The sequence below is a fragment of the Pseudomonas sp. NBRC 111131 genome (assembly GCF_001320525.1).
GTDB classification, from domain to species: Bacteria; Pseudomonadota; Gammaproteobacteria; order Pseudomonadales; family Pseudomonadaceae; genus Aquipseudomonas; species Aquipseudomonas ceruminis.
Map to the genome: position 1 here is coordinate 49,496 of NZ_BCBH01000009.1, position 14,486 is coordinate 63,981.

Consider the following 14,486-nt stretch of genomic DNA (forward strand, 5'->3'; position numbering starts at 1 on the left):
TACTGCACCGCGCTCAGTGGGTAGACCGGCGACAGCGCCCTATCCGCCACCCCCAGCTTCCCGCCAGAAACGCGGTTGCTGACGCACACCTTGCACCTCACCTTGGCTACCCAGCACCAAACGCAGCGCCCCTTCCACTGCCGTATCATGAATCACCAGCCCATGCCTGCGGTATCGCTCGATCACTTGCGCATGCGGATGACCGAAACCATTGTTGCGCCCCCGCGAGATCAACACCCCGCGCGGCGCCGTGGCACGGATGAACGCCTCGGTTGATGAGCTTCGACTGCCATGATGGGGGGCTTGCAGCCAGTCGATGGCAGTCGCTTCAGTGGCCCCCAGCCAGGCTTGTTCGGCACCGGCCTCCATGTCACCGGCCAGCAGCAAGCGCTCGCCCTGCGCCTCCACCAGCAGCGCGCAAGAACGATCGTTGCTGCTTTGCCCTTCTGGCCAGTGCCACAGAGAAAAGCGCACGCCATCCCACTCCCAGGCTTCACCGGTGATGCAAGGTTGGGCTGCCAGCGCCGTCGGCAACGCCTGTGCCTCACCGCTCACGACCCGAGCCACCGGCAACCCTCGATAAACCGCGGCCGCACCGCCCGCATGGTCGGCATGGGCATGGCTGATCAACATCAGGTCCAAGTGCCCCACGCCCAATTTCTGCAAGGTCGGCAGTACCACCCGCGCTCCCAGGTCGTTATCGCCCCGCGCTGGCCCGGCGTCGTAGAGCAGACTATGGTTTCGCGTACGCAACAACAGCGCCAGGCCCTGCCCTACATCCAGTTGCCAAGTCTCCACCTGACCGTGCGGCACAGGCTCCCTGGGCACCCACAGCGCGAGCAGCATGACCCCGCCCAGGCTACGCAGCGGCACACCAGAAGGCAGCAACACCAGCAGCGCGCCAAGGCACACCAGGCACCAGGCCCAGCCTGGCAATGCTGGCGGCACCCACGCGGGGCGCCAGCCTGCCACCTGCGTCAGCAACTGAAACAACAGCTCCAGTAAGCCACCGGCCAGCCACAACAGGCCTTCGCCTACACCCGCCACAGGCAACAACAGGGTACCGAGCAACGCCAGTGGCAAGACTGCCAGGCTGATCCACGGCACAGCCAACAGATTGGCCGCTGGCGCGGTCAGGCTGACCGGCAGCCCAGTGGCCAGCAGGACTGGCAGCAAGCCGATGGCAATTACCCACTGGGCACGGGTCCACGCGTGCCAAGGCCGCCAGCCGCCAAGGCGCGCCCTGAAGCAGTAGACAAGCACTGCCACCGCCGCGAACGACAGCCAGAAGCCCGGCAGCAGCGGCGCCAGGGGCTCGGCCACCAACACCCCAACGAGTGCCAGCAGGAATGGGAACAGTGCCCCGACGTGGCGAAACCGCAGACGCCAGGCCAGTACCACCGCCAGCATCAGGCAAGCGCGCTGCACCGGCACCCCGCCCCCGGCCAGCCAGGCATAACCCAGCGCAGCCGCCAGCGCCAAGCCACAGGCCCAGGGCAGCCACGGCCACCGGGGAGGCCACAGCCCCACGCGCGCCAGGCCAGCGACCAAGGCATACAACAAGCCGGCCACAAGGCCGATGTGCTGGCCCGAGATCACCAGCAGGTGCACCGTGCCGGTGGCTTGTAGCACTTGCCAGTCAATGCGGGCCAAACCCGCGCCATCGCCGAGCACCAAAGCCACCAGCGCGGCTTCGCGGCCGTTGGCATCGACGGCCAACAGCCGCGCGCGCAACGCGTCCCGCCACCCCGGCGCAACGGTATGCAGCGCCTGGCCTGCCTTGACCGTGCCGGTAGCACCGATGCGACGGGCCAGCAGGTGTGCCTCCCGGTCCGGCCCATGGGGGTTGAGCAAGCCGGCCGGACGCTGCAAGGTGACCGCCAGGCGCCAGCGCTCGCCAGCGCGCACGGGCGGGCCGTCGAACCAGTTCAACTGCAGGCGCTGCGGCAACTCGGCACGGCGCGACTGGGGGTGCGCCAGCTCAAAGCGCACCCCTTGCCCGGTGCGTGTCGGCAACCCGACCACCCTGCCCTCCAGCCACACCGTTCGGCCATCCAGGCTGGGCGCCAGGCGGTCATCCAGGGCCTGCTGCGCCGACCAGCAGGCCCAGCACACCCCCAACACAAAGCAGCCCAGCGGCCACAGCCGCGTGCCAAGGCACACCAATCCGCCAACCACCAGCAGCAACAGCCACCCGGGCGATGGCAATGCGGGGAGAAAGCCCAGGCACAGCAGCCCGAGCGCCAGCGCAGACATCCCTGTGCGCATGAGGTAGAGCTCCAGAAGCGAAATTGCCTATTCAGGCATAGACGAATTGCCGCCCTGGCTCGCTCAACAATTGTCACAAACTCTGAACGAGGCCGAGAGGGAATCAAGGCATACTGCCTCGATCAACGCTCCGGGAGCCTACATGCCGCGCCGACTTTTCAAACGGTACATGCCGGATCCATCCAGCATCAGGGATCACAAGTCCCTGCGCTTTTTCGGCAAGCTGCTGCACGACCCGAACCTCTGGCACCTCAACCGCCACTCGGTGGCCCGGGCCATGGGCGTCGGCCTGTTCGCGGCGCTGATCCCCATCCCTATGCAGATGCTGCTGGCCGCAGCGCTGGCGATCCCCGTGCGTGGCAACCTGCCGATTGCCGTCAGCCTGGTATGGTTGACTAACCCGCTGACCATGCCACCGGTATTCTTCGTCACCTACATGACCGGCGCCTGGTTGCTGGGCACGCCACCGCGCAGCCTGCCCGACGACCTGACCTTCGAGTGGATCACCGACCAACTGGCAACCCTCTGGCAGCCGTTCTTGCTTGGCTCGGTGGTATGCGGGGTGGTATTGGGCATCGCCGCGTACTTCACCACCTTGCTCTACTGGCGCTGGTGGATCGGCCGGCAGTGGCGCCGGCGCAAGCAAAAAGCCTCAGGCGCGCATGCCGCGGCCGCTGACCAGCAGGCGAACACACAGCAGGTACAGCACCGCCGTGGCGACCAGCATGAAGGTAATCGCCGTTCCAATACTGATATCCGACACCCCTAGGATGCCGTAGCGGAACGAGTTGACCATATGCAGCACCGGGTTGGCCAACGAGACGGCCTGCCAGAACGGTGGCAGCAGGTTGATCGAATAAAACACCCCGCCCAGGTAGGTCAGCGGCGTCAGCACGAAGGTCGGGATGATCGAGATATCGTCAAAGTTGCGCGCAAACACTGCGTTGACGAAGCCCAGCAGGGAAAAGATGGTGGCCGTCAGCAACACCACGATCACGGTCACGCCCAGGTGATGCACCTGCAGGTGGGTGAAGAACATCGACAGGATGGTCACGATCACCCCGACCGCCAAACCGCGCAACACGCCGCCCAGCACATAGCCGACCAGGATCGTGTGGGGCGACACCGGCGACACCATCAGTTCTTCGATCGAACGCTGGAACTTGCTGCCGAAGAAACTCGACACCACGTTGCCGTACGAGTTGGTGATCACTGACATCATGATCAGCCCGGGCACGATGTACTCCATGTAGGTGAAGCCACCCATGTCGCCAATCTGCCGCCCGATCAGGTTACCGAAGATGACGAAGTACAGCACCATGGTAATGGCCGGGGGCAGCAAGGTTTGCGGCCAGATACGCAGGAAGCGCCGCACTTCGCGGTAGACGATGGTATTCAGGGCGACCCAGTTGGTGCGCAGTTCCACACTCATACGGCCACCTTCGACAGGTTCTTTTCCACCAGTGACACAAACAGCTCCTCGAGTCGGTTGGTCTTGTTGCGCAGGCTCTGTACTTCGATGTTCTGCAGGGCCAGTTGGCCGAACAACGCAGTGATGCCGATGTCTTTGTCCACCTGCACTTCAAGGGTGTGGGGGGTCAACAGCCGGCACGGGTAGCCTTGCAGTGCCGGCGCCTGGGCCAGATCCTGCTTGAGGTCGAGGACGAAGGTTTCGACATGCAGCTTGCCCAGCAGTTTGCGCATGCTGGTGTTCTCGACGATGGTGCCATGGTCGATGATGCCGATGTTACGGCACAGTTGTTCGGCTTCTTCCAGGTAGTGGGTGGTCAGGATGATAGTGATGCCCTTCTGGTTCAGCTCAGTGAGGAAGCTCCACATCGACCGGCGCAGCTCGATGTCCACCCCCGCAGTCGGTTCATCGAGGATCAGCAGGCGTGGCTCGTGGATCAACGCCCGAGCGATCATAAGCCGACGCTTCATGCCGCCGGACAACGAACGCGACTGGACATCGCGCTTGTCCCACAACCCCAGCTGGGTCAGGTACTGTTCAGCGCGCTCTTTAGCCAGTTTTGGCGGGATACCGTAATAGCCGGCCTGGGTGACAACGATATCGAAGGTCTTCTCGAACTGGTTGAAGTTGAACTCCTGCGGCACCACACCCAGGCAACGCTTGAGCGCGGAGGGCTCGCGGTCGAGGTCGTGGCCGAACACGTTCACCGTGCCACTGGTCTTGTTGACCAGGGTCGAGAGGATGCCGATGGTGGTGGATTTGCCGGCGCCGTTGGGGCCGAGCAAGGCGAAGAAGTCACCTTCGGCGACATCCAGGTCGATCCCTTTGAGGGCCTGGAAGCCGTTACCGTAGGTTTTGGTCAACTGTCGGATGGACAGGGCAGAACTCATAGCGGGTCACGTACCGAGTGGAAAGGTCAGGACACGCCAGGGCAAATCACTGGCGCAGTGAGTGCGGCCATGGTGCAAGGCCCGGCCGCACAAGTACAGTTACATGTATTGATAGTGACTATCGAAGCAGGTTCAGGTCAGTGCCGTCATGACCGCTGCCTGATAGGCCGGGCGCTGCTTGAGGCGCTCGTACCAGGCTTGCAGATGAGGCATGGCCGGACGCTCGATGGGCATTTCGAACCAGGCATAGACGAAGCTGCCCAGTGGGATGTCGCCCATGCCGATCTGTTCACCTGAAAGGTACGGCTGATGCGCCAGGGTTTGATCGGCGATCGACAGCAATTGGGCGCACTGCTTTTGCGCAGCATTGATTGCCACCCAATCCCGCTGGTCTTCAGGCGTGCGCAGCAGGCCCCAGAACAGCGGGCGGAACGGCGTGGCGAAGGATGAAGTGGCCCAATCCATCCACTTGTCGGCCAAGGCGCGCTGGCGAGGGTCGTCCAGGTACCAGCCCTGCTCGGCGCCATATTCGGCACACAGGTAGCGGACGATGGTGTTGGACTCCCACAGCACCAGGTCGCCATCCTCGAGCATGGGCACCAGGCCGTTGGGGTTGAGGGCGCGGTAATGCGGCTCGTTGACCACGCCGAAGGCCCCCCCGGCGTCGATGGATTCGAAGTCCAGGCCCAGCTCCTGGGCGATCCACAGCGCCTTGCGCACATTGCTCGAATTCTTGCGGCCCCAGATCTTCAACATGGCAACGTCCTTATGAGATGCAAAGGTGGCACAGTCTACTCCAGACTTTCGCCGCCTGTACCGGCACAGGCAAGCAATGAAGTGAAACTCCCACCGCCACACCCTGTCACTGTTCTGACCCTGCCGTTCACATCATTGCGTCTAAGCTGTCTGGGACGGCCCAAGCCCCTGGTTCCAAGGAGGACCGATTATGTTGCTGTTGTGGTTGGTAGTGCTGGTGATCGGCGCGGCGTACCTCACGCACCGGCGCCTGGCGCCCTTGCAGATTCTCGGCATCATGGCGGCCTATGTGCTGCTAATGGGCATTTTCAGCAGTGCCCCTGGCTGGCTACTGGCCCTGATCTGGGTGGTGCTGGCCCTGAAGATCGCCCTGGTGGCACTGCCGGAGTGGCGGCGCAAAGTGTTTACCGCTCCGGTGTTCCGCTGGTTCCAGCGCACCCTGCCACCCATGTCGCAAACCGAGCGCGAAGCCATCGATGCCGGCACGGTCTGGTGGGACGGTGAACTGTTCAGCGGCCGCCCAGACTGGCGCACCCTGCTGGCCTACCCGGCGCCGAAGCTGACCGAAGAAGAGCAGGCGTTCATCGATGGGCCCACGGAAGAACTGTGCGCCATGGTCAGCGACTGGCAGATCGGCCAGGACCTGGACCTGCCGCCCCAAGCCTGGCAGCACATCAAGCAGAACGGCTTCTTCGCCCTGATCATTCCCAAGGAGTACGGCGGCAAAGGCTTTTCTGCCTACGCCCACTCCCAGGTGGCGATGAAACTGGCCACCCGCAGCGGCGACCTGGCGTCCACGGTGATGGTACCCAACTCGCTGGGCCCGGCCGAACTGCTGCTGCATTACGGCACCGACGAACAACGCAACCACTACCTGCCGCGCCTGGCCCGCGGCGAGGAGATCCCCTGCTTCGCGCTCACCGGCCCCCTGGCCGGCTCCGACGCTGGCGCCATGCCCGACACCGGTATCATCTGCAAGGGCCAGTGGAACGGTGAAGAGGTGCTGGGCCTGCGCCTGAACTGGGAAAAGCGCTACATCACCCTGGGCCCTGTGGCGACCTTGCTGGGCCTGGCCTTCAAGGCCTACGACCCTGACCATCTGCTGGGCGACGAGGAGGAACTGGGCATCAGCCTGGCCCTGATCCCCACCGATATACCCGGTGTGGAGATCGGCAAACGCCATCTGCCGCTAGGTGCAGCATTCATGAATGGCCCCAACAGCGGCAAGGACGTGTTCGTGCCGCTGGACATGCTGATCGGCGGCCAGGCCATGCTCGGCAAGGGCTGGATGATGCTGATGAACTGCCTGTCGGTGGGGCGCTCCATTTCCCTGCCGGCAGTCGGCACGGGCGCCGCCAAGTACACCAGCCTGGTGACCGGCCAGTACGCGAACATTCGCGAGCAATTCAACGTTCCATTGGCAGCGTTCGAGGGTATTCAAGAGTCGCTGGCGCGCATCGGCGGCAACGCCTGGCTGATGGACAGTGCCCGCCTGCTGACCGCCAAGGCCGTAGACCTGGGCGAGAAACCCTCGGTGCTGTCGGCGATCCTCAAGTACCACCTGACTGAGCGGGGCCGCGAGTGCATCCAGCACGCCATGGACGTGCACGGCGGCAAGGGCATCATCATGGGCCCGAACAACTACCTGGGCCGTAACTGGCAAGGGGCGCCGATCTTCATCACGGTCGAAGGTGCCAATATCCTTTCGCGCAACTTGATGATTTTTGGCCAAGGCGCAATCCGCTGCCACCCTTTCGTGCTGAAGGAAATGGCGTTGGCCGGGCGTGAGGACTACGATCAGGCGCTGAAAGAGTTCGACGAACTGCTGATGAAACACATCATGTTCGCCGCCGGCAACGCGGCCAGCACACTGGTGTTCAACCTGGGGCTCGGCCGCCTGGAAAGCGTGCCGGGTGATGCACTGAGCCAGGGCTACTTGCGCAGCCTCAACCGGCAGGCTGCTGCCTTTGCCCTACTCGCGGACCTTTCGATGATGCTGCTTGGCGGTGCACTCAAACGCCGAGAACGCCTGAGTGCACGCCTGGGTGATGTATTGAGTTATCTGTATCTGTCATCGGCGGCACTCAAGCGTTATCACGACCTGGGCTCGCCGGACCACATGCAGCCATTGCTGCGCTGGGCCATGGAAGAATGCCTGGGCCAGGCGGAAAAAGCCCTGGATCGGCTGCTCGACAACTTTCCTAACCGGTTTGTCGGCTGCGCGCTGCGCGTGCTGGTATTCCCGTTCGGTCGGCGTCATGCAGGGCCGAGCGATGAATTGGATGCCGAAGTGGCGGCACTGATCGGACGCAGCAAAGGCGACCCTGCGCTGGAAGAGTTGCTGGCCGGCTGCTTCCGACCGCAGGCTGCGGGTGACCCTGTGGCGGCACTGCAGCGGGCCTGCGATTTGTGTGATGAGGTGGTGCCGGTGCGCAAGGTGCTGCATCAGGCCGTCAAGGAGGGAAAGGTGCAAACCGTCACCGGCCAATCGATAATCGATGCGGCAGTCGAAAGTGGCCTAGTACAACCGGGCGATGCGCAACGGCTGCGTGAAGCGGAGCAAGCCTGCCGTGTAGTGATCGATGTGGACGCGTTCGACAAAGAGCAATTGCTACCGGTAGAGGGCAAGGTGCGCTGAGCGATTAAGCCATTCAGGTGCAAGGGCGGCGCTTGGCCAAGACGCAGCGTTATGTCTCGTCCCCGGCCGCGCCCGCACCTTGCAATCGCCAAGTATCACACGCTTGGACGAGACCAGTTCAGGCGCTGGGCGGCGAGCTGGAAAGTGTAACGTAACAATCTATCTGATGGTCTGCGTTGACATCAGCCTGAGAGGGAGGTCCATCCTTTTTCGCAATCACCATCAACCCCAAGCCGCTACTGACGAAATCACCAACGGCATACGTATTCAACAGATAGCTGTATTCGGTACGGTCGAGCGAGGCTGGTTTGTGGGTGGTACGCAGTGTGATGGATGATCGCACAGTAGGGTCGTTCGGGGCAGTTCTGTAGTTCAAGATGATGGTCGAGGCAGAGGGGATGTCGCTCATCTCAATTACGCTGTGGTTGGCGACAACTGTCTTTTTAACGCTTTCGCCACTTCCTTCTGCCGGCAAATTGAGCCCGGTGCTACTGTTATCGCCCCTCCAGAAGATAATAGAACCGCTCTGCTTTGGGGTGTTGTCACTTACCATGGTGCTAACCTCGCTCAGAAGATTGTATGGCCTTCGACACCGCCGCCACCTACTGAAAGGCCGCATCGTTGGTTCAGGCTTGAATCTAAATCACCGGAGGCAGTCACGCACCTGGCAGAACTGATAGGTAGGGACGCATCATGGACAAACAAGTGGACTGACCCGGCGGACCTTCCACAATAGGTCCACAACCGGCGTATACTTCGGCCCCGTTTCAATTACCCTCAAGGATCACCCCATGGTCAATCCCCACCTGGAGTACCACCTGCAACTGCTGCATCACCTGCGGACCATCCTGGTGGCCCTGGGTGAAGCCGAACAGGTACCGGAGGAAAGCCACACCCTGTTTCTCGAACGCTTCGACGAGCTGCTGACGCTGCTGCCGCAAGACCCGCTGCAAAGCCAATACCTGGGCCAGGATCTGATCTGCCAGGTGATCCAGCGCTACCCGCAAATTGCCCACTTGGTACCACGGGACCTGTTGTGGTTCTTCGGCGGCGACTGCCTCCATTTCATGCCTGACCAAGAGCTGGAGCTGTACCAACAGCTGGAAGAACGCCGTTACGAGGCCGAACAGAACGGCGAAGCCTTTGACTGGAACCAGCAGAAGCAGTTGCTGGGCCAAGCGCGCGGTAACACGCAACACTGAGCTCGACCGACCGGCGCGGTCCGCTGCGCCGCCCCGGCTACTTCGTCCATTGTTCCCATGGCTTTTGTGGTATTGACCTACAGCCCTTAAAGCCCCGCCCTGAATATCCTGCCAGCCGAACATCCACCCGCATGTTCGAATGCTACCCACTTCCAGGATATAAACAATGAAGCACACACTTATCGCCCTCGCTATGGGCCTGGCGAGCACAGCAGCATTTGCAAACACCGGCAATATCAACTTCCACGGCACCATCACCCCAGGCGGTACCTGCCCTATCGAAGTGGTCGAACCGGGCACTGGCGGCGGCATCCTGCCTCGCATTGTGATCGGTAGCTATCACCCAAGCTACTTCGACAGCGTAGGCAAGCAGACCCGGCACATTCCGTTCGCTCTGCGCATCACCCCAGGTGGCACGTGCACCATCAACCCTGGTGAAGAAGGCTATGTCACCTTCTCGGCCCTCTATGGCCCTGAAGGCGCCAACCTTTACTCACTGCGTCCAGGCGGCGCTCGCGGGCTGGCACTGGCCATCCAGGACAAGAGCCTGAGCAACCTTGCCCCGGACCAGGAATCGGCCGGCTACGCGCTCGACGACACAAAACCGACCGACATGCTGTTCTACGCCATGTACCAGTCCACCGCAGCGACCGTAACTGCAGGCGACGCGGCATCGGAAGTGACTTTCTTGGTAGATATCAAGTAATACGTTGCGCTCCAGGCGCTTCTGCGGACGCGCCTGGAGCCCCTGCAAAAAGTAGCAAAGAGATATGCCCATGCCCCGCCCCAACTCCATTGCATCCAGGCTTGCCCTGGCAATTGGCACCTGCCTTACCTTGCTCATCCAAGCCAGTGCCCACGCCGCCCTCACCATCAGCTCGACCCGAGTGATCCAGCCCAGCGACCGGCAAAGTACCAGCATCGTGGTCGGCAACCCCAGCCAGCGCGCCTACGCGGCCCAGGCCTGGATCAATACAGAGGCAGACGACAACACCACCGCAGTACCCTTGATCGCCTCACCTGCGCTATTTCGCATCGATCCGGCCGGCGAACAGACGGTACAGCTCAACCGCCTGCCCAACAACCTGCCCCAGGACCGTGAATCGCTGTTCTACTTCAACCTGCAGGAAATCCCGCAGGCGGACGACAAACCGGACAATACCCTGACCATCGCCCTGCGCACCCGCATCAAGGTCTTCTACCGTCCAACCCAGCTCAAAGGCCGCCCACAGGACCACCTGCAGGACCTGGCCTGGTCAGTGCAAACACTCGAAGGCAAGCCGCACCTCGTGGTGGACAACCCCTCGCCTTACTACTTCACCTTCAACCAGCTGACCCTGCGCAGCGCCAAGGGCAGCGAGAAAATAGACGGCAGGAAAATGGCCACTCCCATGGGCAGGCAAACCTACCCCCTCAAAACCTCGACTGTGCAGGACGGCCTGAAGGTCGACTTCACAACCATCAATGACTACGGCGGCCTCACGCCCGAGCTGTCCCGACCGGTGGAACGCCCGTGAAGGTCGCTCACGGGAGGAGCTTAGGGCTGTAGAGGGGAAATTTGATCCACGTCGTACCGTCGTCAAAACTGACCTCGACATGGAAGGTGAACGTCTGGCCACGCCAAAGCGTTGCAAGGTAGGCTTTGGAGAGGGTCACATCCTTGTTCGCGCCAATGCCCCGCCTCACTTGCGCATCAGTGACCGAATGGGCGGTCAGGACATTATAAGGGGGCGCATCCGCCCCGCCCGGTAGCACGCCCGTTACCGTGATATTGACCCGCTGCCCCACGGCAATGCCCTGCCACACACCCAGGCTGACAGGCACCCGCTCCGGCGCCCGGCCCAGGCTGAATCCATTTGAATCGGCCCCCTCCAGCGCTACCTGGGGTAATCCCTCCTTGAACTCGGTCACTTTCAGGTTACATGGAGTGCCGGGGAAATGTTCTTGTCCATCACTCACTACATACCCTACTTCCAACGTGCGCTTGCTGTATGCCAACACACTACGCTCTGGAATCACAAACCGATCATCCGTCCCCACCTCCGGCTCGGACGTGGTGTAGTAACCATAATCACCCGGCGCCCCCCACTGCACGGTGATCACCTCGTCCGGGTAGATAACTGCATCTGCCGGCACGATCACCACCAAGGGGGCTTCATAATCATCCAACTTCAACGACAACTCCCCCCCGCTACCACTGGCCTGGGGTACGCTAAGCCACGGCAGGTTTCTGGGAATGGGTTCGGCGTCAACCTCCAGCACAGCCGGCCTGGAGCGCGCACTGAGATTACCCGCCCGGTCGCGAATCTGGTAATGAACATAGCGCGCGCCATCGCCGCGGTCTTTGATTGCATCACCATCAATTGGCAGGTAAATCGGCTGGTCAAGCTCCTCCACGGTGAATTCACCCATCCAATCGTTGGCAAATGGCTGGTCGTCCCAGTAATAATTGATCACATCGCCAGCGCTGGGCTTTTGGTAAGGCGGCAACTCGGCGAGCAAGATGTTTTCATGCTGCTCCAGGTAGCGCGCCGTCACACCCCCGCGCCTGACCTCTTCATCAAAAAGCAAAAGCCCCTCATCCCCCCCAATACCGGCGGCATTTTGTCTATTGTCAACGTCAACGACAGGGAGGGTGTAATAACGCCATTGTAACCCTGCACCTCGTAGGAAACCTCTACAGGGCCATGCTGCAGAACAGAAACCGGGGCCTCAACAAACAGCTCATCTTCAGGGATGGCAGCTTCCCAGCGTTTTTCATCAACCTGCATGCGATTCCAGTACAACCGTAGCACTTCGGGGGTGTCTGGGGATGGGTGGGAGATTGGCCACATCGGCACCTCAATCCTGACGGGCTTATCCAGAATCGAAAGTGGCAACAGGCCTGGCTCGCCATCTGGTATATCCGGGAGCGCCATCGGTGCCGTCGGTGGCCCAAGTTGATTAGTCCCAAACAAGCCAGGCCAACGCGCACGTAGCCAGTTTCGAATAAAGCGCATCACAGCATCCTCACTTTGTGCCACCCACAAAAAAGGAAGGCTTGAGCCTTCCTTTTGTTTGTAACCTACCAGCTGTAGTGAAGCCCCACATTCGCCCCCCAAGGCTGCTCGATCTTCTCGCCATTGGAGTAATCGAAGTCGGCATGCAACTGCATGCGCTCATTCAAACTGATGGCCACACCCATGCCCATTTCGGCCCGAGAGCCCGACAGGTCGTTGTCAAACCGATGGTCATTGACCTTCACTTCATTACTGCGAATGAACTCATGGGCATAGGCAAGCCGTACATAGGGCTGTACTTGCTGCCCATTACCAAGTTGCAAAGTACGCCCCAAGGTTGCCCCCGCCTTGCCCAGCACTGATCGCGTATCGTCACCGCGCGCTTGCAGGCCGTTGTCCAGGTGATAGTCCTTGCCCTGGATCGAAACCACAGACCACTGGGTGTAGGGCTCAATGAAATAACCTTGGCCCAGGCCGATGTTGCGTCCGAACTCTGCAGATGCACCAACGCCCAGGTTGTTGAAGTCACCGTTGCTGCGCTTGCCGTCACTTAGCTCGACCTTGGCACTGTTATCGAAGCGGTTAGCCTTTACTACACCATCGAAGTAATAGCCGGTTTGAGCATCCAGCCAGGTAGCATAAAGCCCGAGGTAGTAACTTTTGACCTCGGCAGAACTCCCGCGAATCAGGTCCAGATCTGATGAACTATGGCCCGCCATCACCCCGACCAGCCACTGGCCATCACCCACCGGCAACGGCGCATCGGCACCGATCGAGAAGCCGCGCTGAACCTGGTTATAAGGGCTTCCGGCACTGTCCGATACGTTATATTTGTTACCGTAGGCCCTAACCCAAGCGCCGGATTTACGGTCATCCAGGCGTAACTCGCCCATGCGGCTACGCAACGTGGTCAACTCGCCATACCACACGGTGGGGGCGGTGTTGAACAGCGCCAACGCCGAAGCGGTGCCCGGGCTGATAATCTTGCGCGAGCCATCAAGGTACCAATCGCCACCTTGCTGGACCAGGTCATACGAGAACGCCCCCAGATCAACCGCGCCGTTGGCTAAAGAGAAGCTGGCATCACCTGCCGCCGCATGCACCAGGTGTATCTGGTTTTCAGTCAGTGGGTCCGCGCCACTGCTGCTCACAAGCAGGCTATGACTGCCGGTGGCGTTACCCACTTCCAGGAAGTCAGAAGCGCCAGTACTGAAATCGGCATCCATGACAAAGGTACCGTTACCAGCCAGCGTGCCAAGCGTGAGCCGCTGATACTGCCCCGGCTCCCCAAAGTTGACCACGCCGCCATTGAGCGCCAGGCTGCCCACCTGGCTGTCCTCCACCATGTTCCAGCGGGCCTGGTTGTTCAACGTCAACCCGGCCACGTTCTGCAGCCTACCGGACAGGCTGGCCTGGTTGTCCAGCGTCAGCGAGGCCGTAGAACCCGCTTCGACCCGTACATCCCCCATCAGATGGCTGTTGTCTACAGTCATGGTGGCTTCGGAACCGCCTACCACATCCAGCAAGATGCCATTGCTTGCGACCAGGCTGGAACCATCGGCAACGATGATTTCCGCTTTGGCCGGACCGATCAAGACATTGCCCACCACAATTGCCGAGCCGTCCTGGCCTTCGACTGTCGCCCCTGCCAAAGTCACCTTTGCAGGCCCCGTGAAGGCAGCATCGGCAAGCACACGCAAACCGTCGCTGGCCCCCACGATCGAACTGTCTTGCGCGCTCAGTTTGGCATTGCCGAACAACTGCGCTGCCGCTGCTGTTCCACTGCCCACCAAGGAGCTGCGTTGCAGCGACAAACTCGATGCAGCAGACACCAGCGCGCCTGCAGTGCCCCCCTCGACATAGCTGTCTGAAACCAGCGCCGAAGAACCGGCAGTGTCACTGCGCTGCAAGCGCAAGCCAAACCGATCACTGACCACTCGCGAATTGCCTGCCACACTGGCCGATGCGCCTGAGACCAGCGCGATGCCATCAGCCCTAACTGCTTCGATCGTACTTGCTTGCATGTTCAGCTGTGCACCTGCACCGACATTCACTTCACGCATCGACGCCCCCGCGGCATTGAGCCTGGCGTTGGCGTTCAGACGGTAGCTGTCAAGCAAGGTAGTATTGTCGATATCACGCGTACCATCGACGACAGTCAATGCCACGGCAAAAGGGCTGGCCAGCAGTAATAACGGCGCCAAGCGCACTGCTTGAGCCATTGGACTTAGCAAGGTATTTCTCATAGACTTCATGACCTCT

13 protein-coding genes are annotated in these 14,486 nt (G+C 61.1%); 5 read left to right on the forward strand and 8 right to left on the reverse strand.

Translation table 11 applies throughout. The annotated features are described in order from the left end of the window. Positions 1-39 precede the first annotated feature (39 nt). Complete coding sequence (locus APH34_RS10955; protein ID WP_054901179.1) at positions 40-2,268, reverse strand: DNA internalization-related competence protein ComEC/Rec2; 2,229 nt, start codon at positions 2,266-2,268, stop codon at positions 40-42. A gap of 142 nt (positions 2,269-2,410) precedes the next feature. On the opposite strand from APH34_RS10955, the gene APH34_RS28625 reads away from it, so the two are divergent. Continuing rightward, complete coding sequence (locus APH34_RS28625; RefSeq protein WP_156358077.1) at positions 2,411-3,037, forward strand: DUF2062 domain-containing protein; 627 nt, start codon at positions 2,411-2,413, stop codon at positions 3,035-3,037. On the opposite strand, the gene APH34_RS10960 is transcribed toward APH34_RS28625, so the two are convergent. The 3 genes from APH34_RS10960 to APH34_RS10970 form a co-directional block, all read right to left on the reverse strand. Beyond that, positions 2,921-3,700, reverse strand: a complete 780-nt coding sequence (locus APH34_RS10960; RefSeq protein ID WP_054901180.1) for an ABC transporter permease — start codon at positions 3,698-3,700, stop codon at positions 2,921-2,923. The genes APH34_RS28625 and APH34_RS10960 overlap by 117 nt on opposite strands. Beyond that, positions 3,697-4,629 carry an ABC transporter ATP-binding protein gene (locus APH34_RS10965; protein ID WP_054901181.1) on the reverse strand — a complete coding sequence of 311 codons (933 nt, stop codon included), beginning with the start codon at positions 4,627-4,629 and terminating at the stop codon, positions 3,697-3,699. The genes APH34_RS10960 and APH34_RS10965 overlap by 4 nt, the downstream gene beginning before the upstream one ends. A 132-nt stretch (positions 4,630-4,761) precedes the next feature. Continuing rightward, the gene (locus APH34_RS10970; RefSeq protein WP_054901182.1) at positions 4,762-5,385 is read right to left on the reverse strand and encodes a glutathione S-transferase; all 624 of its coding nucleotides are present in this window, start codon (positions 5,383-5,385) and stop codon (positions 4,762-4,764) included. Between the two features lie 190 nt (positions 5,386-5,575). Between APH34_RS10970 and APH34_RS10975 the strand changes: the two genes are divergently transcribed. Then, positions 5,576-8,023, forward strand: a complete 2,448-nt coding sequence (locus tag APH34_RS10975; RefSeq protein WP_054901183.1) for an acyl-CoA dehydrogenase — start codon at positions 5,576-5,578, stop codon at positions 8,021-8,023. 118 nt (positions 8,024-8,141) lie between these two features. On the opposite strand, the gene APH34_RS10980 is transcribed toward APH34_RS10975, so the two are convergent. Further along, positions 8,142-8,576 (reverse strand): hypothetical protein, encoded by a 435-nt coding sequence (locus tag APH34_RS10980; protein ID WP_054901184.1) that lies wholly within the window; start codon positions 8,574-8,576, stop codon positions 8,142-8,144. Between the two features lie 238 nt (positions 8,577-8,814). Here APH34_RS10980 and APH34_RS10985 point away from each other — a divergent pair, with 238 nt between their 5' ends. From APH34_RS10985 to APH34_RS10995, 3 genes are all read left to right on the forward strand, one after another. Next, positions 8,815-9,225: a PA2817 family protein gene (locus tag APH34_RS10985; protein WP_054901185.1), complete on the forward strand. Its 411-nt coding sequence runs from the start codon at positions 8,815-8,817 to the stop codon at positions 9,223-9,225. Positions 9,226-9,391: 166 nt separating this feature from the next. After that, positions 9,392-9,931 (forward strand): fimbrial protein, encoded by a 540-nt coding sequence (locus APH34_RS10990; protein ID WP_054901186.1) that lies wholly within the window; start codon positions 9,392-9,394, stop codon positions 9,929-9,931. Positions 9,932-10,001: 70 nt separating this feature from the next. Next, on the forward strand, positions 10,002-10,742 hold the full coding sequence (locus APH34_RS10995) for a molecular chaperone (RefSeq protein WP_082422775.1): 741 nt from the start codon (positions 10,002-10,004) through the stop codon (positions 10,740-10,742). Between the two features lie 7 nt (positions 10,743-10,749). On the opposite strand, the gene APH34_RS11000 is transcribed toward APH34_RS10995, so the two are convergent. The 3 genes from APH34_RS11000 to APH34_RS11005 form a co-directional block, all read right to left on the reverse strand. After that, positions 10,750-11,763 carry a hypothetical protein gene (locus APH34_RS11000; protein ID WP_256215601.1) on the reverse strand — a complete coding sequence of 338 codons (1,014 nt, stop codon included), beginning with the start codon at positions 11,761-11,763 and terminating at the stop codon, positions 10,750-10,752. Then, a complete protein-coding gene (locus tag APH34_RS29895; protein WP_256215602.1) occupies positions 11,760-12,224 on the reverse strand; it encodes a hypothetical protein in 465 nt (154 codons plus the stop codon). The genes APH34_RS11000 and APH34_RS29895 overlap by 4 nt, the downstream gene beginning before the upstream one ends. Before the next feature lie 65 nt (positions 12,225-12,289). Beyond that, entirely contained in the window at positions 12,290-14,470 is a 2,181-nt protein-coding gene (locus APH34_RS11005; RefSeq protein WP_256215606.1) for an autotransporter outer membrane beta-barrel domain-containing protein, read from the reverse strand. Positions 14,471-14,486: the final 16 nt, after the last annotated feature.

Bases quoted from the DNA above. Each gene is read 5' to 3' on its own strand.
- APH34_RS10955 (WP_054901179.1), bottom strand. From the start codon at position 2,268: ATGCGCACAGGGATGTCTGCGCTGGCGCTCGGGCTGCTGTGCCTGGGC.
- APH34_RS28625 (WP_156358077.1), top strand. From the start codon at position 2,411: ATGCCGCGCCGACTTTTCAAACGGTACATGCCGGATCCATCCAGCATC.
- APH34_RS10960 (WP_054901180.1), bottom strand. From the start codon at position 3,700: ATGAGTGTGGAACTGCGCACCAACTGGGTCGCCCTGAATACCATCGTC.
- APH34_RS10965 (WP_054901181.1), bottom strand. From the start codon at position 4,629: ATGAGTTCTGCCCTGTCCATCCGACAGTTGACCAAAACCTACGGTAAC.
- APH34_RS10970 (WP_054901182.1), bottom strand. From the start codon at position 5,385: ATGTTGAAGATCTGGGGCCGCAAGAATTCGAGCAATGTGCGCAAGGCG.
- APH34_RS10975 (WP_054901183.1), top strand. From the start codon at position 5,576: ATGTTGCTGTTGTGGTTGGTAGTGCTGGTGATCGGCGCGGCGTACCTC.
- APH34_RS10980 (WP_054901184.1), bottom strand. From the start codon at position 8,576: ATGGTAAGTGACAACACCCCAAAGCAGAGCGGTTCTATTATCTTCTGG.
- APH34_RS10985 (WP_054901185.1), top strand. From the start codon at position 8,815: ATGGTCAATCCCCACCTGGAGTACCACCTGCAACTGCTGCATCACCTG.
- APH34_RS10990 (WP_054901186.1), top strand. From the start codon at position 9,392: ATGAAGCACACACTTATCGCCCTCGCTATGGGCCTGGCGAGCACAGCA.
- APH34_RS10995 (WP_082422775.1), top strand. From the start codon at position 10,002: ATGCCCCGCCCCAACTCCATTGCATCCAGGCTTGCCCTGGCAATTGGC.
- APH34_RS29895 (WP_256215602.1), bottom strand. From the start codon at position 12,224: ATGCGCTTTATTCGAAACTGGCTACGTGCGCGTTGGCCTGGCTTGTTT.
- APH34_RS11005 (WP_256215606.1), bottom strand. From the start codon at position 14,470: ATGAGAAATACCTTGCTAAGTCCAATGGCTCAAGCAGTGCGCTTGGCG.